At 31.3% G+C, this 21,819-nt stretch carries 22 protein-coding genes; 20 read left to right on the top strand and 2 right to left on the bottom strand.

The window, feature by feature from the left end:
• Positions 1-12 precede the first annotated feature (12 nt).
• The 17 genes from VG895_03035 to VG895_02955 are packed head-to-tail and all read left to right on the top strand — an operon-like array spanning position 13 to position 17,654.
• On the top strand, positions 13-168 hold the full coding sequence (locus tag VG895_03035) for a hypothetical protein (protein ID HWA51999.1): 156 nt from the start codon (positions 13-15) through the stop codon (positions 166-168).
• On the top strand, positions 152-2,743 hold the full coding sequence (locus tag VG895_03030; GenBank protein HWA51998.1) for a hypothetical protein: 2,592 nt from the start codon (positions 152-154) through the stop codon (positions 2,741-2,743). The genes VG895_03035 and VG895_03030 overlap by 17 nt, the downstream gene beginning before the upstream one ends.
• Positions 2,715-3,983 (top strand): oligosaccharide flippase family protein, encoded by a 1,269-nt coding sequence (locus tag VG895_03025; protein ID HWA51997.1) that lies wholly within the window; start codon positions 2,715-2,717, stop codon positions 3,981-3,983. The genes VG895_03030 and VG895_03025 overlap by 29 nt, the downstream gene beginning before the upstream one ends.
• Positions 3,976-4,779: a glycosyltransferase gene (locus VG895_03020; protein HWA51996.1), complete on the top strand. Its 804-nt coding sequence runs from the start codon at positions 3,976-3,978 to the stop codon at positions 4,777-4,779. The genes VG895_03025 and VG895_03020 overlap by 8 nt, the downstream gene beginning before the upstream one ends.
• Positions 4,776-5,477, top strand: a complete 702-nt coding sequence (locus tag VG895_03015; GenBank protein ID HWA51995.1) for a class I SAM-dependent methyltransferase — start codon at positions 4,776-4,778, stop codon at positions 5,475-5,477. The genes VG895_03020 and VG895_03015 overlap by 4 nt, the downstream gene beginning before the upstream one ends.
• A complete protein-coding gene (locus VG895_03010; protein HWA51994.1) occupies positions 5,477-6,826 on the top strand; it encodes a hypothetical protein in 1,350 nt (449 codons plus the stop codon). The genes VG895_03015 and VG895_03010 overlap by 1 nt, the downstream gene beginning before the upstream one ends.
• Entirely contained in the window at positions 6,808-7,854 is a 1,047-nt protein-coding gene (locus VG895_03005; GenBank protein HWA51993.1) for a glycosyltransferase family 4 protein, read from the top strand. Before VG895_03010 ends, VG895_03005 begins: the two co-directional genes overlap by 19 nt.
• On the top strand, positions 7,851-8,780 hold the full coding sequence (locus tag VG895_03000) for a glycosyltransferase family 2 protein (GenBank protein HWA51992.1): 930 nt from the start codon (positions 7,851-7,853) through the stop codon (positions 8,778-8,780). The genes VG895_03005 and VG895_03000 overlap by 4 nt, the downstream gene beginning before the upstream one ends.
• The gene (locus VG895_02995; protein ID HWA51991.1) at positions 8,777-10,120 is read left to right on the top strand and encodes a glycosyltransferase family 39 protein; all 1,344 of its coding nucleotides are present in this window, start codon (positions 8,777-8,779) and stop codon (positions 10,118-10,120) included. The genes VG895_03000 and VG895_02995 overlap by 4 nt, the downstream gene beginning before the upstream one ends.
• Positions 10,104-10,727, top strand: a complete 624-nt coding sequence (locus VG895_02990) for a methyltransferase domain-containing protein (protein ID HWA51990.1) — start codon at positions 10,104-10,106, stop codon at positions 10,725-10,727. Before VG895_02995 ends, VG895_02990 begins: the two co-directional genes overlap by 17 nt.
• The gene (locus tag VG895_02985) at positions 10,727-11,791 is read left to right on the top strand and encodes a glycosyltransferase family 1 protein (protein ID HWA51989.1); all 1,065 of its coding nucleotides are present in this window, start codon (positions 10,727-10,729) and stop codon (positions 11,789-11,791) included. The genes VG895_02990 and VG895_02985 overlap by 1 nt, the downstream gene beginning before the upstream one ends.
• On the top strand, positions 11,775-12,893 hold the full coding sequence (locus VG895_02980) for a glycosyltransferase family 1 protein (protein HWA51988.1): 1,119 nt from the start codon (positions 11,775-11,777) through the stop codon (positions 12,891-12,893). Before VG895_02985 ends, VG895_02980 begins: the two co-directional genes overlap by 17 nt.
• A gap of 49 nt (positions 12,894-12,942) precedes the next feature.
• Entirely contained in the window at positions 12,943-13,494 is a 552-nt protein-coding gene (locus tag VG895_02975) for an acyltransferase (protein HWA51987.1), read from the top strand.
• Positions 13,491-14,003: a hypothetical protein gene (locus VG895_02970; protein ID HWA51986.1), complete on the top strand. Its 513-nt coding sequence runs from the start codon at positions 13,491-13,493 to the stop codon at positions 14,001-14,003. Before VG895_02975 ends, VG895_02970 begins: the two co-directional genes overlap by 4 nt.
• Positions 13,996-14,883: a glycosyltransferase family 2 protein gene (locus tag VG895_02965; GenBank protein HWA51985.1), complete on the top strand. Its 888-nt coding sequence runs from the start codon at positions 13,996-13,998 to the stop codon at positions 14,881-14,883. Before VG895_02970 ends, VG895_02965 begins: the two co-directional genes overlap by 8 nt.
• A complete protein-coding gene (locus VG895_02960) occupies positions 14,858-16,198 on the top strand; it encodes an O-antigen ligase family protein (GenBank protein ID HWA51984.1) in 1,341 nt (446 codons plus the stop codon). The genes VG895_02965 and VG895_02960 overlap by 26 nt, the downstream gene beginning before the upstream one ends.
• The gene (locus VG895_02955) at positions 16,179-17,654 is read left to right on the top strand and encodes a glycosyltransferase family 39 protein (GenBank protein ID HWA51983.1); all 1,476 of its coding nucleotides are present in this window, start codon (positions 16,179-16,181) and stop codon (positions 17,652-17,654) included. The genes VG895_02960 and VG895_02955 overlap by 20 nt, the downstream gene beginning before the upstream one ends.
• A gap of 10 nt (positions 17,655-17,664) precedes the next feature.
• Here the strand turns inward: VG895_02955 and VG895_02950 are convergent, their stop codons facing one another.
• Entirely contained in the window at positions 17,665-18,192 is a 528-nt protein-coding gene (locus VG895_02950) for a hypothetical protein (protein HWA51982.1), read from the bottom strand.
• Between the two features lie 53 nt (positions 18,193-18,245).
• On the opposite strand from VG895_02950, the gene VG895_02945 reads away from it, so the two are divergent.
• Genes VG895_02945 through VG895_02935 form a run of 3 tightly spaced genes read left to right on the top strand, consistent with a single transcriptional unit; the run spans position 18,246 to position 21,394 of the window.
• Positions 18,246-19,436, top strand: coding sequence for a glycosyltransferase family 4 protein (locus VG895_02945; protein HWA51981.1), 1,191 nt, complete (start codon positions 18,246-18,248; stop codon positions 19,434-19,436).
• Positions 19,408-20,256 carry a glycosyltransferase family 2 protein gene (locus tag VG895_02940; protein HWA51980.1) on the top strand — a complete coding sequence of 283 codons (849 nt, stop codon included), beginning with the start codon at positions 19,408-19,410 and terminating at the stop codon, positions 20,254-20,256. Before VG895_02945 ends, VG895_02940 begins: the two co-directional genes overlap by 29 nt.
• Before the next feature lies 1 nt (position 20,257).
• Positions 20,258-21,394 carry a glycosyltransferase family 1 protein gene (locus VG895_02935; GenBank protein ID HWA51979.1) on the top strand — a complete coding sequence of 379 codons (1,137 nt, stop codon included), beginning with the start codon at positions 20,258-20,260 and terminating at the stop codon, positions 21,392-21,394.
• Here the strand turns inward: VG895_02935 and VG895_02930 are convergent.
• Positions 21,391-21,792, bottom strand: a complete 402-nt coding sequence (locus VG895_02930) for a hypothetical protein (GenBank protein HWA51978.1) — start codon at positions 21,790-21,792, stop codon at positions 21,391-21,393. The genes VG895_02935 and VG895_02930 overlap by 4 nt on opposite strands.
• Positions 21,793-21,819: the final 27 nt, after the last annotated feature.

Here is a 21,819-nt window from a genome sequence, read left to right as displayed (position 1 = left end):
TTTTTGCAATATATGAAGTTGTATTTATTTTTTGTAGTAGGATTTTTGTTCATTTCTCTACTTCTCTTTTTAAATCACCCTGGAGTTGCAATTAGAATTGTAAATTGGATTTTTTATTTACTGATAATTGCAATTTTATTTAAATTATTTTATGTGGAAAAAAATTAGTTTTATTATTTTATTAATTGGCTTAGGAACTGTTTTTCATAAGTTTTTTTTGAATGGCCATCTTGTTTTTGGTGATGCCCCTTACTTTTATAACGAAGGATTTAAAGAGCTTCTTTACTTTCCGAGTGCTTGGACTTCAAGGGGTAATGCGTTAGGAAATGTGAATTTGTTTTTATGGATTTATCCTTTAATGTTTATTTATGGAGCTCTTGGTCATTTTTTACATTTTTCAAATGATGTAATACTTCGTGTTTTGTTTTATTTTCCATCTTTATTGTTTGGAGGATTGGGGATTTATCTTTTAGTCAGAAAATATTTTAAATTTTCTAATTTAGTTTGTTTTTACACTATTTTGTTTTATTTAATTAATACATATTTTTTACTTTTGATTGATGGTGGTCAAGTCGGAGTGGTTTTGGCATATGGACTTTTCCCGTTAGTACTTTTTTTAATTTTAAGTAGTAGTTTTTTGGTAGGTCTTGTTGCAGCTTTTATTTTGACAATTGTTGATTTTAGGATTGCCGCGATAGTCTTTCTGACAGCGTTGCTGCTTCAAGAGAAAAAACTTGCAAAGATTGGAAAATTGATTTTAATGGCTCTTTGTTTACTCGGACTCTCAATGTACTGGATAATTCCAGCTTTGAGATTGTCTGCTGAAGTTAGTACGGATGTTGCATCGCTTCAAACGACTTCTTTTCTTAATACTTTATTTTTAACTTCTTCCAATTGGCCTACAAATCAATTTGGGCAAACAATTCCCGTTTATTTTTATTTTGTAATTATACCGATTCTTGTTTTTTTGCCGGTTTTTTTAATAAAAAACAAAAAGATAATTTTTCTTACTTTGTGTTTGATGGTTTTTGCTTTTCTTGCAAAAGGAGAGACTCCACCATTTAGTTTTTTTTATAGTTTTTTTGTAAATAATAAGTTTGGAAGTGTTTTTCGTGATTCTACAAAATTTTTTATTCCACTTCTGTTATTTGGATCCATTTTAATTGGTGTAGCTATCGAAGAGATATCTAGAAGAGTTAATAAATATTCGTTTCTTGTAAAAGCTTTGGGTTTCATAATTATTTTATTTTTGGTATGGCAGGTTGTAGTAGGGAAAATGAATGGTAGTTTGGGAAGAAACATAGATATTGGCGATTATGAAAAAATTTATAACACATTAGTTGCTCAAAATGATTTTTTTAGGGATGCTTGGTTTAATGAAATTTCACCGTTTTCGTTTTCGAATAACAATAATCAGGCTTTGTCTGCCTCTGATCTAGTGAACTTTAGACCATTTGCATCTATGAATAATGGTACTGGTGATAAATTTAATTTTATTAATAATCCGCTTTATCTCGATTTTTTTAGGCTTTTTGGAATTAAATATTTGGTTTTCAATGGCAATCCTAGATCTCGAAATTTAAGTGAAACAGAACAACAAGATTGGGATAGATTAAATAATTTGATTGCCGCCGATAAACGCTTAAAGAAATTAGATATTGGGACAAACATACCTGTTTACGAGAATGGTTCTACTCTTCCAAATAAGTTTTTGGTTAATCAAAGTTTTGTAGTAATTGGCGGGGATGATATTTATCAGAAACTTAGTTTAATTGATAAGGATTTTTCTGTTTCTAATGAAGGTTTCTTATTCCCTGAAGATGGTAAATTTGCAGTGAGCAGCTTAGAGAATGTCGCATCAAGTGCTGCTGTTATTATATTTAACAACAAGACAGTTGAAGATTTAAAAATGAGTTTCCTTTCAGATGATTTTATTCCGTCATCATCTTCTTATTATTCAACCTGGGCAATAAGAAAGGCTAGCGATTACTTAATGTGGAAATATGAATTTTTAGAAAACAATATTGACACCCATGAGTTTGACTATAATTTAGGTGTTGCATTTTCAACAGTAAAAAATGAAAAACTGAATTTTAGTCTTAAAGTACCTGCTGATGGAAGTTATTATTTGGCGATTAGGACGATGTCGGGAGTAGATTCTTCAGATTTGAAATTAACTTTTAACCACGATGAGGAACTGGTACATAGAAAAGAAAGTGGTGATTTCGAATGGCAAGAATATGGACCGATTCCACTTCGTACTGGGAGTTATTCACTGAATTTGCAAAATGAAGGCGGGTTTCAAGCAGTTAATACGATAGCCTTAATTTCCCAAGCTGAAATGGATAATGCAAGCAATTTAAGCGATAAATTATTGGGCAATTTCCAAAACTATAATATTGATAAAAGCAAAGATGTTTCCAGTTTGCAAAAAATATTAAATTTGGAGAAATCACAAAATTACAGTGGGGAGATTACTAAACCAGGTTGGATAATTTTTACTGATACATTTAATAATAATTGGTATTTACAAAATGGTAACGATGAACAAAGTGTACCAATGTATTCTGCTGTCAATGGTTTTTATGTTGATCAGAATTTTAAAGATTTTAAAATAACTTTTAGAGGTGATGAATATTTAAGATGGGGAATTTATTTTTCGATTTTAACTTTACTTTTAATTATTATAGTTTATTTGTTTATAATTTATATGCATGAGAGAAAAAATACTCGCGATAACTAGATCGGCAACTTTTCGTCATACAGGAATTGTTACGACAGCAACTGTAATAAATGGAATTTTGGGTTTTGTATTTTTTTGGTGGGTAGCTCGCGTTTTTGACGCGAAAACATTGGGTGAATTTAGCGTTGCTGTAACTGCTTCTGGACTTGTTACTGATATTGCAGTAGTGGGTACGGAAACTGGAACTGTAAATTTTGTAGGAAAATATATAAAAAAAGAAAAGGAAAAGGCTTTAAGATTTTTAAAGTTGGCGTTTGAGACAAAAATTGTTGTTTGTGTATTAGTAGTTGTTATTGGCTGGTTCTTGGTTCCTTTTTTTGCAATTTATTTTTTTAAAAACAGTTCGTTAATTTTACCTCTTAGACTGTCACTTTTTATTTCAGTAGGACTTTTATTATTCGGGTTTGCAACTAGCAGTTTGCAGGCGATTCAGAAATTTAATATCTGGGGTTTAGTTAACATCTCCTCTAATTTTACAAGACTCGTTTTTATGGCTATATTGTTAGCTACCGGTAGCTTTGCATTACAGTCGGGTTTAATTATTCAAACAGTTGCTCCGATAATATTTTTTATATCTTCGCTTTTGTTTTTGCCCAGGTTTTTGGGAGTTAAAAATGAAAATAAAGTTTTGCAAGAATTTTTCCATTATAATAAATGGGTTGCGTTATTTACTATTCTTGCTGCGGTAGCAAGTAGACTAGATATTTTTTTTGTTACTAGAATTTTAGGGCTTACTGCTGTTGGTATTTATTCAGTTGCAGTCACTTTATCTAGTATTATTCCTCAGCTTGTGGGTGCAATAGGAACAGTTGTTGCTCCAAAACTTGCAGGGCAAAACAATAAAACACAAGCGATTGAATATCTTAAAAAATTGCAGGTTTTTGTTGGTGTACTTTCTTTGTTGGGAATAGTTTCAGGGATTTTTGTTGGATATTTTTTTATAAGACATTTCTATAAACCAGAATATTTTGCAAGTTTTGTTCCCTTTATAGTTTTACTTGTTGCTCAAGTAGTTTTCCTTTTTTCTATTCCAGTGCACATGACCACAATTTATTATTTTTCATATCCAAAACTTTTTGTAACAATAAGTCTTGTGAATGTAATTGTTGTTACCATTTTTTGTTTAGTTTTAATACCAATTTTTGGTATAGCTGGAGCAGCGTTAGCTATCTTATTTGGGAGTATTTCCAATTTTATTATTCCTGCATTTTGGGTTTTTGGAAAATTTAAAAATGATTAGTATAAATACATTGGTTAAAAATGAAGAAAATTTTTTATGGTATAGTGTTGGTTCTGTTGTAAATTACGTTGATGAAATTTTGCTTTGGGACACAGGGAGTACCGATCAAACGCTAAAAATTATTGAGGAAATTATAAAAAGATATCCTCATAAAATTCATTTTAAGCAGATTGGTAGAGTGGACCCGGAAGAATATAGTGGTGTGCGTCAACAAATGCTAGACAACAGTATTGGAGATTGGGTTTTTATATTAGATGGGGATGAGGTTTGGTGGGATGAGAATATTAAAAAGATAAGCAGTTTTATTAATAGTAATAAAGTTTATGAGTCTGTGGTTGTAAAAACTTACAATTTGATTGGTGACATGTTTCATTTTCAGGAAGAGAATGCTGGAATGTATCGGTTTGGAAAAAGACGAGGGCATTTTGCACTTCGATTTATGAATAAAAATATTCCAGGACTGCACGTTGGAGATGTTTATGGTAAAGAAGGCTTTTTTGATGGTGATGGTTTACCGATACAAAATCGTGATGAGTCTAAAATAATGTTTTTTGATTTAGCGTACGTTCACGCTACACATCTTACAAGATCAACTAAAGATTTTGAAGTAATGCAGCGAGATAAAAAAAAGAAATATGAAAGAGGAATAGAATTTGCGGGGGATTTTTATTTTCCAGAGGTTTTTTTTAGAGAAAAACCTGAAATAGTTCCAAATAATTGGGAAAATACTCAATTGGGTTTCAAAGTAAAAGCGTATCTACAGACACCGCTTAAAAAAATTAAAAGACGAATATGAGTAATTACAAAAAATATCATCGCGATAAGACTTATGAAGAAAATGAAAGTCATTTTAAAAATATTTTCAAAACAAGGTTTGAGATAGCTAAAAAATATATAAAGAATGGAAAGGTTCTTGATATTGGTGCATCAACTGGAGCAATGCTTGATCTCTTTAGAGAAGATGGATTTGAAACTTGGGGAGTAGAACCATCTGAAAGCAATAAAATTGCAAAGAAAAAGGGACATAAAATAATAAATGAATATTTTGAAAAAACAAATTTGCCTAAAAATTATTTTGATTTAGTGATTATGAATCATACCTTAGAACATGTTAAAGATGCTGAAAAAGTAGTGGCGAAGATTTATAAGATTTTAAAACCTCGAGGGATTTTGTTGGTTGATGTTCCTAATGCGGGAGGGATTGCCTCAAAAATATTGCAAGATAAATGGCCATATAAACTACCAAAAGAGCATGTTAGCCAGTTTACAAAGAGGAGTTTACAAAAGCTATTTAAAAAAAATAATTTTGAAGTTATTCATTTTGAAAGCAGATCGGGAATTTTCGAGTTTAGTGATCCTTTTAAAGAAATTTGGGAAGCATTGACACAAAAAAAAAGAAGATTTTTTACAGATATCATAAATATCCCCTACGATATCTTCGTAACTTTTTTTGATGAGGGCGATAGTATGACAGTGGTGGGAAGGAAAAATTAATGAAGAAAGTTTGCTTTTATTTACTTTTAATTTTAGGGCTGCATTTGATTATTCTTAATTTATTGCAATTTACTGCTTGGCCTGAAATGATCAGTTTTCCTTATTTTCTTAATCATGGGTTTATAAATTATTCAGACATGGTGCATGCTTACCCGCCACTTTTAGTGGTATTACTTTCGGTTGTTTATAAAATATTTGGTTATAAATTGATTGCTTTGGAGATTTTTGGTTGGATTGGGTTTTTGGTTAATGATTTTCTAATATTTTTGATTTTAAAGAAATTAACCAAGAAAGAATATTTAGCAGTTTGCGGAGTTTTGGTCTATGTATTTTTACAGCCAATATTAGAAGGGAATATGGTTTGGCCAGATTTATTTATGAGCCCGTTTTTGCTGGGGGGATTTTTGTTATTTTTAAACAAAAGATTTTTTTTGACGGGATTAATTTTAGTGTTAGCAGTTTTAACAAAACAGACTGGAATTTTTTATTTAGGAATTGTCGGCTTTTGTTTATTGTTTAAAAAAGATGTGAAAAATATTTTTAAATATATATTTGGAATCACGATTATAATTTTACCGTTTTTATTTTCTTTAATAATGCAAACCTCTCTAAAAGATTTTATAAATTGGACGATAATTTACCCAAGTAAATATTGGACAAAGTTTCCCGGATATGTCCAACTTTTGCCGACAGCGCGAGAAGGTATTTTATTATTTATTTTAATTATCTCGATTTTGTTAATACTGACAAAATCTTTTAAACAAGTGAAACGAAAAAAAGAATTTTATTTACTTTCCTCATTTTTTCTTGCAGGAATAATTGGGTTTTATCCCAGGTTTTCCTTTTTTCATTTACAACCGGCAATTGCTTTTTTTGTTATTTTAATTATTTATTTGTCTTCAAAAATTAATTTTAATTATTATCTATTATTTTTAATTCCTATTTTGGTTTTGATTATTAATATTAGAAGTTTGCAATTTAGAGGGAGCAGATTTTGGAGTAGTGATGAAATATTGGCTAAAACGGTACAAAGAGATTCTCTGCAAAATAAGCCAATTTATTTATTAGGGTTAAATAGCGATATTTATGCTTTTTCAGATAGATTTCCAAATAAGCCCTGGCTTGATAATTTCGGGTGGTATTTAGAAATTCCAGGAGTTCAGGAAAGTGTTATTAAAAGCTTTAACACAAATAAACCGTCTGCGATTTTTTGGGCAGCGCCTCAAAATGGAAATTGGTATGATATAGGGACATATCAGCCAAAAATGATTACTGATTGGATAAAAGAGAATTATGTTTACACCAAAAATATTTCTGAAGGAGTTCAAGAATGGAAACTAAAAAAATAAAAGTTGCTTTTCTAAGTTTTTATAGTGGGAAAGTTTATCGTGGAGTTGAAACTTATGTGCATGAATTAGCAAATAGATTAATTGATTTGGATGTTGATGTAACCGTTTATCAGAATGGAGATAAATTGCCAAATTCGAAATATAAAGTAAATTCTTCAAAACTTAAAATTAATTGGAAAATACCGTTTAAAAATTTTTATTGGAATATTTTGTTAGGGAAACATGTGATAAGAGTTTTAAGAAATATAGATGCAGATATTATTGTTGCAACAAACGGCAGTACTCAAACTCTATTGGTTAAATTGTGGTGCTTAATAAACAATAAAAAAATTATTATACCTGGGCAGTCAGGTCCAGGTGGTGATGACAAGTTTAACTTAATTTGTTTTCCTAATTGTTTTATTGCACTTACAAACTGGCAGAAAGGTTGGGCAAAAAAAATTAATCCTTTTGTAAAAACTGAAGTGATTCCAAACGGAGTTGATTTAAAAAAGTTTAATAAAAATATTAAACCAATCCAAATTAATTTACCAAAACCAATTGTTTTAAATGTTGGAGCTTTAGTTGAAGAAAAAAGACAAGATTTAATTATAAAAGCTGTATCAAAAACAAATGCATCACTTTTAATTGTAGGGAAAGGAAATAAGGAAGAAGAACTGCGGAAGTTGGGCGATAAACTGCTTCCGGGAAGGTTTAAAATTGTAAGTTTTAGTCATGAAAAAATGCCAGAAGTTTATACTTCATGCGATTTATTTACATATCCAACAGTTTCTTGGGAATCTTTTGGTATTGTTATGGTTGAAGCAATGGCAAGCGGATTACCAGTTGTAGCTAATAATGATCCGATTAGACGAGAAATTGTTGGTAATGCTGGTTATTTTGTTGACCCAATTAATACGGAAGAATATGCGAAAGTTTTAGATCAGGGACTAAAAACAAAGTGGGGAAGCGCTCCAAGAAAACAAGCTGAAAAATTTAGTTGGGATGAGATTGCCAAGAAATATAAAGATATAATTGAAGAATTATGAGAGTAAGTGTAATTATTCCAGTTTACAACGAAGAAAAAGTAATTTTAGAATGCTTAAAGTCTTTAGATAAACAATTTGAAAAAGATTTTGAAGTAATTTTAGTTGACGATGGCAGCACTGATGATACATTAAAAATTATTTCTGAGTTTAAGTCTAAAAAATATAAAATTATCGTTTTGAAACAAAATCATGAAGGTCCGGCTATAGCTCGTAATCTTGGAGCAAAATATTCAAAAGGAAAGATTTTAGTTTTTGTTGATAGTGACATGACTTTCTCAGAAAACTTTTTAGGAGAACTTGTTGGCCCAATTAGGGAAGGAAAAACAAATGGAACTTTTAGTAAATTAGAATATGTCAAAAATAAAAATAATATTTGGGCAAAATGTTGGGGAATAAATCAAGGTTGGTTAGAAGGAATGAGGCATCCGAGAGATTATCCAGATCAGCAGAAAGTATTTCGGGCGATTTTAAAAAGCGAGTTTGAAAAAGTTAATGGATTTTCAAAAGGAGGGTATACCGATGATTACACTTTGAGCGATAAACTTGGTTATCAAGCAATAGCTGCAAAGGCAGTTTTTTATCATGAGAACCCTGATAATTTAAAAGAAGTTTTTGAGCAAGCAAAATGGTCCGCAAAAAGAAAATATAAGATGGGATTTATTGGAGAATTAATTGCAACATTGCGATCGTTTATATTGATTTCAATAATTGCTGGACTTCTAAAATGGTTTGATATTTTAGGTCTTTTTCTTATTTTTAAAAAAAATGAAATTGATGAACCAAAATATTCTTTTAAGAATTATTTTTACGATTTATTGAATAGATTTGTTTTAGCTATTGGATTTTTGGTTTTTAAAATAGTGTATGATTTTGGAATTTTTGTGGGAATTTTGGAGATGATGTTTACAGGAAAGACTGCAAAATGATAATTTTTATTTTACTTCTAGGACTTGGTTTAAGATTAATTTCTTTAAATCAATCTTTGTGGCTTGATGAAGCAACTTCTGTTTCCACTATTCATATGAGTTTATCCCAATTTTTTGGGAAATTTATTGTGGGAGATTTTCATCCGCCACTTTATTACTTAACTTTACGTGTATGGTCGATATTTTTTGGAACAACTGAAATTGGATTAAGAAGTTTATCTATTTTATTTGGAGTTTTAACGATTTATTTTGTTTATTTAATTGGAAAAGAATTGATTAACAAAGAGACGGGGATTGTTGGGTCTATTTTTGTAGCTACTTCAGGATTATCTATTTATTATTCGCAAGAAGCAAGAATGTATGCAATGAGTACATTTCTCGTAACATTTGCAATGTTTTCATTTGTGAAAATTTTAAAAACAGACAGGGTAGAGTATTGGATGAGTTTTGCGATAACTTTAGGATTAGTTGGAGCAACTGATTATCTCCCACTTTTAATTTTACCTGTATTTTTCGTAATTGGAATTTTAGGAAAGAAAAATATTAATTGGTTTAAGAAATTGATTACGTCGCACATTATATTGGGAGTTTTAGCCGCATTATGGTTACCGATATTTTTGAAACAATTACATTCGGGACTTTCAGTTGCAAACGGTTCCCCTGCCTGGGTAAATGTTTTAGGAACTTTTTCGGTAAAAAATATTTTATTGATACCTGTCAAATTTGGAATAGGGAGAATAAGTTTTGATAATAAGTTTGTTTATGCTGCCGTTGTTTTAACTGCCATTGCTATATTTGCTTATCTTTTTTATAAAGCAAGAAGGGACACTTTGATTTGGATGTGGTTAATTTTGCCAACAACAATGGCCCTTTTGATTAGTATTAAAATTCCAGTATTAAATTATTTCAGATTTTTGTTTGTATTGCCCGCTTTTTATTTAATTGCTGCAACTGGAGCAAACGCTTTGAAAAATAAATTTAGAGTAATTTTAGTTGTGTTGGTTTTGGCACTTAATTTAACGACAAGTTTTATTTATTTGAGTAATGTGAAATTTCAAAGAGAGGACTGGAGAGATTTTGCAAAATTTGTAGGTAATAGTCCGGTCCTTTTTGCAGCAAATTCGCAGAAAGAATCATTTTTGTACTATGATGCACATGCGAATATTATTAATTTGAAGCAAGCAAAAGATTATAAAGAAGTTTTTTTGATACGTTATTCTCAAGAAATTGTTGATCCAGCAGATTCTACTAGGGAAAATTTGGAGAATTTAGGATATCATAAGCTACAGGAATATGATTTTAATGGTGTGGTAGTTTGGAAATATGCGAGATCTAATTAAGAAATACCAAGATATATTTTTTTATTTACAGCTAACTAATAATCTTACTTATTGTAAAAGTGTTTTGGATGTGGGCTGTGGAAATGATTCGCCGATTAAAAATGTTAAGAAGACATTTAAGTCTGAAGGAGTCGATGTTTTTGCACCTGCAATTGCCGAAAGTAAACGCAAGAAGATTCATGATTCATATAAAAAGGCTGACCTTAATAATCTTGGCAAATACTATAAAGACAATAGTTTTGATGCAACCGTGGCACTTGATGTTGTTGAACATTTTACCAAGAAAAAAGCTTTAAAACTGATTGCTTCCATGGAAAAAATAGCAGCAAAAAAAATAATTATTTTGACACCAAATGGATTTGTAAAACAAGGTGAGTATGGTGACAATCCATATCAAAGACATTTCAGTGGCTGGACTAAAGAAGAATTTGAACGAATGGGCTATAAAGTGTATGGACTGCGTGGCCCAAAATGCATTCGTGGAGAATATGCGACGATAAAATATAAGCCTTGGATTTTATGGGGATTAATTGTGTTTTTGACAGAGCCCCTGTTTTATTTCTGGCCGCAGGCAAGCTTTGATCTATTTGCTGTAAAGGAGAAATAATGCGTATTGGAATTGATATTTCACAAATAATTTATGGAACTGGAGTCTCCTATTACACACGAGAACTCCTTGTGAATCTTTATAAAATTGACAAAGAAGATCAGTTCATAACCTTTGGAGGGACACTGCGCAGGAAAGAAGAACTTAAACAGTGGACTTCAAATGTTTTGTCGCTCTCCCCGACCCTGGCTGATTTACTTTGGAATAGATTACATGTTATTGATCCGCAAAAACTTGTTGGAAACTTTGACATACTTCACAGCTCTGATTGGACTCAACCTCCAACAAAAGCTTTGAAAGTAACTACAGTACATGATCTGGTGGCTATAAAATTTCCAAATGAAACTCCAAGAAAAATTATCGATGTTCACAAAAGAAGGCTTTATTGGGTTTTAAAAGAGGTTGATAGAATTATTGTTCCTACCAATCAAACTAAAATAGATTTGATGGAAATAGGGGCAAATGCAGAAAAAATAAAAGTAATTTATGAGGGAGTTGGTGAAAACTTTATACGAAGGAGTGAAAAAGAGATTGAATCCGTGAAAATAAAATATCAAATTCATGAGGATTATATTTTGACTGTAGGAGTAGGCAAAAGAAAAAATAGTACTAGGTTGATTGAAGCGTTTGAAAAAACTAAAAATAAACACAAATTGGTAATTGTTGGAGGGGGTAAAAAAATGGATATTGATAATCGAGGAATTATTCATACCGGATATTTGAGCGAGGATGATCTTATCTGTCTTTATAGCGGGGCCAAGGCCCTGGTTTACCCTTCGTTATATGAAGGTTTTGGACTGCCGATTTTACAAGCTATGGCATGTGGAGTTCCTGTTGTTACATCAGATATTGGAGCAATGAAAGAAATTGCTGGAACCAGCGCCATTTTGGTGGATCCGCTGGATATTAATTCTATAAGAGACGGGATTGAAAAAGCCGTAGTTAATCAAAAAACCTTAAGTAAAAAAGGTTATAAGCGAGTTAAAGATTTTAGCTGGGAAAAGTGTGCAAAAGAGACTTTAGAGGTTTACCGAGGTATAATATCTCATGATTATCGGCATTGACGGGAACGAAGCAAACATAAAAAATCGGGTTGGAGTCAATAAATATGCCTATGAAGTGATTAAAGGTATATACAATTTACTTCCTAAGAATGAAGATCTTATAGTTGTTGTATATTTGAAAGATAGACCGTTTAGCGATATGCCGAAAGAGAGCAAGAACTTTAAATATAAAGTTTTGTCATCTAGAAAAATGTGGATTTTAACTCGATTAACTCCATATTTGCTCAAGAATTCCGATAGACTTGATGTTTTTTTCTCACCAAATCATTATTTACCGCCTTTAATTCCAATCCCAAGCGTTTGTTCAGTTATGGACCTTGGTTTCTTCGAATTTTCGGCACAATTTACTAAATATGATTTTTGGCAGTTGAAGTACTGGACTGCCATTTCAGTAAATAGATCAAAATATGTACTGACTATATCAGAAGCTAGCAAAAAAGATATTATAAAGTATTATAAAAAACCAAGTGAAGGTATTGTGGTTACTTATCCTGGAGTTGATGATTTGACAAAAACTCAGATAAGTGATGCAAAAATTGCCAATATTAAAGGCAAATATTCTATAGTTAATGATTATATTTTGTATTTAGGAACTCTTAAACCATCAAAAAATATAGAAAGCCTGATAACGGCATTTTCTGAAATAAAAAATGATAATTTACAACTTGTTATTGCAGGCAAAAAAGGATGGCTTTATGAAAGTATATTTTCTTTGGTAAAAAACTTGAATTTGGAGAGAAAAGTAGTGTTTACAGACTTTATTGATGAAAAAGATAAGTTTGCTTTAATTAAAGGTGCAAAAATGTTTGTGTTACCTTCTTTTTGGGAGGGATTTGGTCTTGATATTTTGACTGCTTTCTCTCTTAATGTGCCGGTTGTAGCAAGCAATGTCGGAAGCTTGCCTGAGGTTGTTGGGAATGCTGGGTTTTTGATTAATCCAAACAATATTAATTCTATAGCAAATGGTATGGAAAAAGTTCTAAAGATGACTAAAAAAGAATATAATAATTTGATAGAGAAGGAAAAAGTGCAGCTTGGTAAATTTTCATGGATAAATATGAGCAAAAAAACAATTGAAGTTTTGAGAAAGGCGGCTAACTAATAAAATGTTTCAAGATAAAGATGGAAACAAATTGTCTTCAAATGAGGCTATGAAAAAAATAATTAATAGAGTGAAAAATTATTTTTGGGATTTTGAGTTAATGATTCTAAGGTGGACAGGACATATACCAATTCATATAGTTCGCAATTTTATCTACCAGATTTTTGGTGTAGAGATTGGAGCCGGATCTAAAATTCATATGCATGCCAAGTTTTTTGATCAACGAGGAATCAAAATTGGCGTAGATACTATTATTGGAGACGGGGCTTTTATGGATGGGAGAGCTGGACTTATTATTGGAAGTCATGTTGACGTTGCAAGTGAAGTAATGTTTTATACATCAGAACATGATTTGGAGAGTGAAACTTTTAAAGCTCGTGAAGAATCTGTGAAAATTGGAGATTATGTTTTCATAGGGCCAAGAGCAATAATTTTGCCAGGAGTAACTGTAGGAAAAGGGGCTGTTGTTGCAGCTGGGGCTGTTGTAACTAGAGATATTCCAGATTTTGCAATTGTCGGAGGAATTCCAGCAAAGATTATCGGAGAACGAAAAACACACGATCTTCATTATAAACTTGGAAGGGCAAGACTTTTTCAATGAGAATTACCTTAAAGAAAGTTTTGTATGCATTATTAATTGTTTTTGGGTTATTGTTTTTTGCATATTTGCTTTTACCAACTCCTTTTAAAGATTTTCCAACTCCTCCGCCAGGATCGGTTCAATCAATGGAAGATGCTGATGTAGAGACACCTTTGAGGCGCGCTTATTTTACAAATTATACACGGGAGGAAGTAATTGCTCACTACAAAAATCAATTTAAATATAGACCTTTTACTTTGGAATTAAATTATCCTCCTGAGGATGCACAAACACTTATTCGAGACCAAACGAGAAGTTATTATCTTGAAGAATTGGCACATCCTTTTCGGGAATCTGTTTATATAAACGGTTTTATTGCAACAAAACCACAGGATGATATTTGGTATAAGGGTGTGCATTATCAGGAAAAAATTACTATTAAATATGTGCCAACAAGTATTGCTTTAAGAATTGTTTTTGGAGGTCTCACACTTTTGCTTATGGCTTGGATGATTCATGAATATGCCTGATCTATCTACGAAGACGAAGTATTCCGCAGACAAATTTGATTTGTCTATTATTATTGTAAATTTTCATACTGAAGAATTAACGTTAGATTGTATTGATTCTGTTATTAAGAATACCAGGGGAATTAAATACGAAATTATTTTGGTTGATAGTGAGACAACTGGAAAAATAAAGATTTCAAAAAATTTTAAACTAATTAAAAGCAAAACTAATTTAGGGTTTACTGGAGGAAATAATTTGGGAATGAAAGACGCTAAAGGGAAATATATATTGCTTCTTAATTCAGATACCCTAATTCATGATAATGTCTTGGGAGAAATGGTTTTGTGGATGAACGGAAATCCAAAAATTGGAATTTCAACATGTGCTTTGAAAAACAAAAACGGAAGTTTGCAAACAACTGGTGGATATTTTCCAACTTTACTTAGAGTTTTTTCCTGGATGATAATACAGGATTTACCTTTTGTTGATAATTTTATAAAACCATTTCATCCAAAAATAAATTTTTATAATGGAGAAAAGGAACTTGATTGGGTAACTGGTGCATTTTTACTTACTAGAAAGGAAATTGTTGATGAAGTTGGTTCTTTAGATGAAAAATATTTTATGTATGTTGAGGATGTGGATTTTTGTTATCGAGTGAAACAAAAAGGCTTCCAAATTATCTATAATCCAAAATGGTCAATAACTCATTTTGGGGGAGCAAGCAGTGTAAAAGCATTTCCTCTTATTTCTGAAATGAAAAATATTAAAAAGTTTTATGAAAAATTTTACCCAAGCTGGCAACAACTGCCTCTTAAAATTTTGCTAAAATTAGGATGCCTTTGGAGATTATTTTTAATAAGCCCAAAAATATATGCAAAAGCTTTTATTGAAATTTAAAATTGATACATTGTTAAAATACGGGATCGCTGCAATTTTGATTGCAGTCCCGCTTTATCCAAAATTTCCTTTTATAAATGTCCCTGGAATTTATGTTTCAATTCGCATTGAAGACTTCCTGATTTTAGTTGTTACTGTGCTTTGGTTTTTAAAAACCTTACCCAATCTTTTTTCTTTATACAAAAATCCAGTTGTAAGAGCAATTATTTTATTTTTGGCTACAGGATTTTTGGCAACACTTCTTGGCGTTGTATTTTTAAACACCGCAACTGCTTTGGTTGGATTTTTAGAATGGGCGAGAAGAGTTGAATACTTGCTTGGCTTTTTTATTGCATTTACAACTTTAAAATCAATAAAAGATTTGGAATTTTATATGAAATGTATTGGAATAGTTTTGGCAATTGTTTTTGTTGTTGGCCTTGCTCAAAAATATTTTAATTTCCCAGTTATTACTACACAAAACAGTGAATATTCAAAAGGAATTGCTTTAAGATATGTTCCTGGTACACAACTTGTTTCAACTTTTGCAGGGCACTATGACTTGGCAAGTTATATTTTAATTACAAGCCCGATACTTCTTGGAATATTTTTTGTAGTTAAGAAAAATTGGCAGAAGATAATTGTGTTTTTGCTTATTGCAACTTCTTTTTGGCTCATGATAAATGCGGCAAGCAGAATTACAGCTGTTGCTTATGTACTTGCGATGTCGATCACTTTAGTGGTGCTTCGAAAAACTAAATATATATTAATAATAGTTGTTGCGACAATTGTTTTTGCATTTGCCACAAGCAATTTGTTTGATAGGTATTTAAATATTTTTAACGCAATAAAAGATAGACTTAGTGATTTAATAATTAGACCTGTTTATGCACAAGGAGAAGTTTTAAGCGCGCAAGCGCCAGTACAGGACTTATCAACCTCTATAAGGCTAAATGTTGAATGGCCTCGTGCTATTCGAGCTTTTTTGAAAGATCCGCTTTTGGGAACAGGATATGCATCTGCAACTCTTGCAACTGATAATGATTATTTGCGTGCGCTTGCGGAAACAGGAGCACTTGGGGCAATAACTTTTTTTGTTGTTTTTTTTAGAATTACAAAAGATTTAATTATGAAATCCTGGCCAAAGGGAATTCTAAGCAAAAAGCAAATCAACTTCCGAACTGCATATTTGGCTGGAGTAATTGGTATAATTCCTGCAGTTTTACTAAACGCAGTTTTTATTGATATTTTTGAAGCGAGTAAATTTGCGATTCCGTTTTGGTTTTTGATTGGATTTGCGATGGCAATTTTATACAATGCGAAAAACTTTGAATAAATTATTAAAAATTGGCGATTCGAGAATAATTGAAGTAGCGTGTTTACTTCTTATTCTTATTGGAGCATTTGGAGTAAGACTTTATAAAATAGACAATCCTCTTGATGATTGGCACTCATGGAGACAAGCTGACACGGTTTCTGTTTCTCAGGTTTATGTAGATCAGGGGATAAATTTATTAAAACCCAGATATTATGATATTTCATCGACACAAACAGGTTATTTTAATCCACAAGGATTAAGGTTTGTAGAATTTCCAATTTATAACTTAATAAATGTTGTTTTATTTGAAACACTGCATCACTTTTCTTTGGAAGTTTGGGCGAGACTTATTTCCGTAGTTAGCGCGGTTGGATCCAGTTTTTTTATTTATTTAATCGGAAAAAGATTTTTGGGAAAACTGGGAGGACTTGCATCGGCATTTTTTTATGCATTTATTCCATATAATATTTATTTCACTCGCGTAATTTTGCCCGAGCCGATGGCGGTTTTTGTAACACTTGCTTCACTCTGGTTTTTCATGATCTTCTTAGATCACAAGAAAAATTATTTATTTTTCTTATTGTTGTCTGCGATATTTTTAGCAATTGGAATGCTTTTGAAACCGTTTGTTGCATTTTACTTTCCGGTTTATTTGTATTTATTAATTAAAAAACATGGACTGAAAGTTTTTTGGACAAATGTTTGGATTTATATTTATCTGGCATTAGCGTTAGTTCCATTTTTTCTTTGGAGAGCCTGGATGGATAGCGGTACCAATTTTATAGGAATTCCCTTTTTCGTCTGGCTATTAAACGGAAATGGAATTCGTTTTAGACCTGCATGGTTCCGGTGGATTTTTGGAACAAGATTAGGAGATTTAATTTTGGGAGTTTGGGGATTGCCGCTTTTCGCCTTCGGCGTCCTGAAGCGCAAAAATTTGCCAATAATTTTGATGGCGACTGGAATGCTTCTTTATGTTGCTGTTGTAGCCGATGGGAATGTGCAGCATGATTATTACCAAACGCAAACTATTCCAGCAATTTGTTTGATGCTTGCTTCAGGAATTGTGTTTTTGTTTGAACAGAAATTTAACAAATTAGTTGTTGCTGGATTTGTTGGATTTTGTACTTTGATGATGCTAGGGATGGGATGGTTTGGAATTTCTGGAGATTATCAAATTAACCATTATGAAATTATTGTTGCAGGGATGGAAGCAAATAAAATTTTGCCCAAAAATGCAAAAGTAATTGCTCCATATAACGGAGACACGACTTTTCTTTATCAGACAAAAAGATTTGGTTGGCCAGTAGTTGACGATGATATTAAAAATATGATTAAAGACGGGGCAGACTATTATATAAGCGTAAATTACGATAATGATACAAATAATTTGTTGAAGCAATATAAAGCAATTGAGCAAAATCCAACTTTTGTGATTATTGATTTACATCAACTAATACAGAGAAATAAATAATTGTTATTTTTTACTTCTGAAGTTTCTTTATACGTTCTTGTTGATCTAAAACACGTACTGCTGCTAATCTATGTTCTACTTCTAATCCTTTTAATTTCGACTCATACATAAATAACGCAATATAGTGTGCTTCAAGCGGTATTTCTGATAACATTTGTTCCATTTGGTTTATGGACTCGGACATTGTAGTTATTTCATTTGCTGGTTTTTGATTAATAATTGCATAATCTCTATTTGCCTTTGCCTTTTGTAAACTTTCTAAAGATTGATATGTGTGTATACCAAGCATAATTTTACGTTCTCTTTCTGCTTTTTCTTGATCGTTTTTGTTTGAGTAAGAGTTTAATAACTCCTCGTGATATTGTAGAGGATAACTTAATACAGCAGCCAGTGCTTCATCAAAGTCGCGACCTGATGGTTCGATTGGTCTTGTTCGATGATTTTTTTGTGCAGCAGCTAAATCATCGGGATAAGAAGCTTTTTCATCTTGAAGTCTCCATAAATGTTCTGCATGTCTTCGGAGGTATTCTTGTGCCATATTTCATATTATAAGACACTTTTTGTAATTGTCAATTTGATATACTTAAGTTAATGAAGATATTAATGCTAGTGCCGTTTTTGCCCAATACTGAAACTTCAGGTGGGCAGACGAGATGGTATAACATTGTAAAATTTTTAAGTGAAAAACATGAGATTACTTTATTTTCTTTAATAAAAGATGAAAGTGAGCGCAAATATATTCCTGAACTTCTTAAGTATTGTAAAAAAGTGGAAGTATTTTCTCGCCCAAAATCTCCTTGGACTTTTCGCAATTTATTTTTAAGTATTTTTTCTCCATTTCCGCTTCTTTTAATTCGTAATTTCTCATTTGCTGAAAGATCAGCTGTTGCAAAAGAACTTCAAGATGGAAATTATGATTTGATTCATGCTGAAGCTTTTTATGTTATGCCGCATATTCCTAAAACTTCAACTCCTTCAATTCAAGTTGAGCAAACAATTTGGCATAAAGTATACGAGCATCATGTAAAAACGGAAGTAAACTCACTACTCAGGCCGTTTTTTATGATTGATGTTTACAAGTTAAAATTTTGGGAAATATATTTTTGGAAAAAGGCTACGAAACTTTTAACAGTTTCGCCTGATGATAAAATAATTATGGAAAAATTAATTCCTGGAACAATAGTTGATGTCATTCCAAACGGAGTTGATGCAAAATATTACTCAGACAAAAAAGTGGAGAAAAAAATTCCTCAAAGAGTGATGTACGGCGTTACTAACTTTGAATGGTTGCAAAACCGTGAAGCTGCTGAGACATTAATAAATAATGTCTGGCCAAAAATACATGAAAAATATGATAATGCGAAACTTTGGATTGTTGGGAGATTGATTCCCAAGTCAATTTCTGAAAATAGTGACATTGAAGTTACGGAATCAATTCCTGATGCAAGGGACGCTTATTTATCTGCGAGCATTATGGTTGCTCCAATTCGGGGAAGCGGGGGAACACGACTTAAAATATTAGAGGCAATGGCTGCCGGGTTGCCGGTTGTATCAACAAGTATTGGAGTGGCAGGGCTTAACTTAATAAATAATAAACATGCGATAATAGTTGATAGCAACGAAGGACTTGCAAAAGAAGCGGTAAGATTACTTAACGATAAAAATTTAAGAAATAAAATTGGAAAAGCTGGACAAGAATTTGTACGCAAAAATTATGACTGGAAATCTATAGTAAAATTACATGAGCCAATCTATGCAGAAATTGTCAATCGTCATTCTTAATTTTAATACAAAAGAATTAACTCAAAAGTGTGTTGATTCTATTATCGGAAACACTAAGGGAATTAGTTATGAAATTGTTGTTGTAGATAATGGTAGTGATGAAAAAATTCCTAAATCCAAAAATTACAAATTGATTGAAAGCAATATTAATTTGGGATTTGCTGGAGGAAATAACCTTGCAAGGAATTATGTGAAAGGTGAATATGTTTTGTTTTTAAATTCTGACACAGAAGTTTACAAAGATAGCATAAGTGAGTGTTTAAAATATTTTGAATTACATGACGAAATTGGAGCGCTTACCTGTAAAACTGTTTTACCAAACGGAAAACCTGACCGTGATGCAAGGAGAAGTTTCCCGACGCCATTTGTTGCACTTACACATTTCAGTGGTTTAGACAAAGTTTTTCCAAAATCTAAAATCTTTGCAAAATACTGGTATGGATATAAATCTCCTGATGAAATTCAGGAAGTTGATGCAATTCAAGGAGCATTCTTTTTAGTAAAAAAAGAAACTTTGGACAAAGTTGATTGGTTTAGCGAGGAATATTTTTTAGATGGAGAGGATATTGATTTAAGTTTTAAAATTAAATCTTTAGGGAAAGAAATAATTTATTATCCAAAAGTTTCAATACTTCATATTAAAAAAGCTTCTAAGAAAAAAAGATCTTTAAAATCAAAAATGGCTGGCGTAAATTCTATGGAGATTTTTTATAAAAAGTTTTTATGGCAAAGATATGATTTAATTTTAAATTTAATTGTAGTTTTTGCTATTTATTTACTCAAAACTTTGAGATTTGGAAAAGCAATAATTGGAAGATGATATGAGAATTCTAATAGATGCTAGATTTTACGGACTTGAAAATGCAGGACTTGGAAGATATACAATTAATTTATTAGAGCAGTTACAAAGATTAGACAAAACAAATCAATACATTATTTTACTTCGAAAAAAATATTTTGATAATTTAAATTTTAATAAAAATTTTGAAAAAGTAATTGTAGATATTCCCCATTATTCATTAAAAGAACACTTGGAATTATCAAAAATTATTGAAAAACAAAATCCGGATTTGGTCCATTTTTTGCATTTTAATGCGCCACTTAATTTTAATGGGAAATTTATTGTGACGATTCATGATATGACTATGCATTCTCAAAAAACTAATGCCAGTAATTTATCCTTGCCAAAATATTTTGTAAAACATTTTATTTATAAAAAAGTTTTTAATCATGCAATTAAATCCTCTGAAAAAATAATTGTCCCAAGTGAGTTTGTAAAAGATGAATTAATTAAGAATTTTAAAATTGAGAAAACGAAAGTGAAAGTTATTTATGAAGGTATTTCACAATTAAGCTCACACAAAAATTTTGAAAATCTTCGGATCTCGACTTCGTCGCCAGATTTATCAAAATTTTCTTCCGTTCGCTTAGATAAACTTTATTTTTTATATGTTGGGAATGTGTATCCTCACAAAAATTTGGAAATTGCGATAAAAGCTTTTGCCAATATGAAAATTAATTTTATTATTGTTACAAAGAAAAATAATTTCAGGGTAAGACTTGAAAAATTAGTGGATAAATTAAATGCTCAAAAATATATTTTATTTTTAGAGAATATGACAGATGAAAATTTAAAAGAATTGTATGAAAAATCTGTTGGATTTATTTACCCAAGTTTGTCAGAAGGGTTCGGACTTCAAGGGCTAGAAGCGATGAACGTTGGAACTATTTTGCTATGTTCGTCGATTCCTGTTTTTAGAGAAATTTACGGAAATCATGCAGTTTATTTTGATCCTGTTGATCAGAAATCAATCGAGAATGCAATAGAGCAAACAATGAAATTAACAAAACAAAACGCAGAAAAAATGATAAGAGAAAACAAAAAGTTTATAACGAGATATTCCTGGGAAAAGATGGCAAAGGAAACTTTGGAAGTTTACGAACAGTATGATAATTAAATGTAGGTTAATTTTAAATTTGGAACGCTACTTGGTATAAAAATGTTTGCTGCTTTTTGTGCCAGGAATTTTTCTAAAGGAAGTGTTCCGTATAAAAGTGACGAATCATCGGCATTTGGTACTGCAATTGAAGTTTGCATGTAATCTGCAAATCTTTGCTGAATTATTTTTTTTCGAGAGGGATCGATTACAATAGTTGGAATTTCATTTAGATCAATATCACAAAGAGTAACATGATAGCTGAATCCTCTTGGACACTCTCTGCAAAAAGATTTTTTAAACTCGGCTTTGTTATAAAGTCTAAAATTTCCAGATCCGCTAATTAATACTAATATATAGCTTGGTAATTGTAGATCTGGATTTTTTATAAAATTTAAAATGTTTTGTTCGCACGACATAGGAATATTATAGTATAGTATGGCTTC

This window comes from Patescibacteria group bacterium (assembly GCA_035549555.1).
In the GTDB taxonomy this organism is placed as follows: domain Bacteria; phylum Patescibacteriota; class Microgenomatia; order UBA8517; family UBA8517; genus Co84-156.
The sequence above is the reverse complement of the archived record's forward strand: the minus strand, read 5'-3'. Positions and strand labels throughout refer to the sequence as shown.

Excerpts from the sequence above, each read along its gene's own strand:
- VG895_03035 (HWA51999.1), top strand. The coding sequence starts at position 13 with ATGAAGTTGTATTTATTTTTTGTAGTAGGATTTTTGTTCATTTCTCTA.
- VG895_03030 (HWA51998.1), top strand. The coding sequence starts at position 152 with ATGTGGAAAAAAATTAGTTTTATTATTTTATTAATTGGCTTAGGAACT.
- VG895_03025 (HWA51997.1), top strand. The coding sequence starts at position 2,715 with ATGAGAGAAAAAATACTCGCGATAACTAGATCGGCAACTTTTCGTCAT.
- VG895_03020 (HWA51996.1), top strand. The coding sequence starts at position 3,976 with ATGATTAGTATAAATACATTGGTTAAAAATGAAGAAAATTTTTTATGG.
- VG895_03015 (HWA51995.1), top strand. The coding sequence starts at position 4,776 with ATGAGTAATTACAAAAAATATCATCGCGATAAGACTTATGAAGAAAAT.
- VG895_03010 (HWA51994.1), top strand. The coding sequence starts at position 5,477 with ATGAAGAAAGTTTGCTTTTATTTACTTTTAATTTTAGGGCTGCATTTG.
- VG895_03005 (HWA51993.1), top strand. The coding sequence starts at position 6,808 with ATGGAAACTAAAAAAATAAAAGTTGCTTTTCTAAGTTTTTATAGTGGG.
- VG895_03000 (HWA51992.1), top strand. The coding sequence starts at position 7,851 with ATGAGAGTAAGTGTAATTATTCCAGTTTACAACGAAGAAAAAGTAATT.
- VG895_02995 (HWA51991.1), top strand. The coding sequence starts at position 8,777 with ATGATAATTTTTATTTTACTTCTAGGACTTGGTTTAAGATTAATTTCT.
- VG895_02990 (HWA51990.1), top strand. The coding sequence starts at position 10,104 with ATGCGAGATCTAATTAAGAAATACCAAGATATATTTTTTTATTTACAG.
- VG895_02985 (HWA51989.1), top strand. The coding sequence starts at position 10,727 with ATGCGTATTGGAATTGATATTTCACAAATAATTTATGGAACTGGAGTC.
- VG895_02980 (HWA51988.1), top strand. The coding sequence starts at position 11,775 with ATGATTATCGGCATTGACGGGAACGAAGCAAACATAAAAAATCGGGTT.
- VG895_02975 (HWA51987.1), top strand. The coding sequence starts at position 12,943 with ATGAAAAAAATAATTAATAGAGTGAAAAATTATTTTTGGGATTTTGAG.
- VG895_02970 (HWA51986.1), top strand. The coding sequence starts at position 13,491 with ATGAGAATTACCTTAAAGAAAGTTTTGTATGCATTATTAATTGTTTTT.
- VG895_02965 (HWA51985.1), top strand. The coding sequence starts at position 13,996 with ATGCCTGATCTATCTACGAAGACGAAGTATTCCGCAGACAAATTTGAT.
- VG895_02960 (HWA51984.1), top strand. The coding sequence starts at position 14,858 with ATGCAAAAGCTTTTATTGAAATTTAAAATTGATACATTGTTAAAATAC.
- VG895_02955 (HWA51983.1), top strand. The coding sequence starts at position 16,179 with ATGCGAAAAACTTTGAATAAATTATTAAAAATTGGCGATTCGAGAATA.
- VG895_02950 (HWA51982.1), bottom strand. The coding sequence starts at position 18,192 with ATGGCACAAGAATACCTCCGAAGACATGCAGAACATTTATGGAGACTT.
- VG895_02945 (HWA51981.1), top strand. The coding sequence starts at position 18,246 with ATGAAGATATTAATGCTAGTGCCGTTTTTGCCCAATACTGAAACTTCA.
- VG895_02940 (HWA51980.1), top strand. The coding sequence starts at position 19,408 with ATGCAGAAATTGTCAATCGTCATTCTTAATTTTAATACAAAAGAATTA.
- VG895_02935 (HWA51979.1), top strand. The coding sequence starts at position 20,258 with ATGAGAATTCTAATAGATGCTAGATTTTACGGACTTGAAAATGCAGGA.
- VG895_02930 (HWA51978.1), bottom strand. The coding sequence starts at position 21,792 with ATGTCGTGCGAACAAAACATTTTAAATTTTATAAAAAATCCAGATCTA.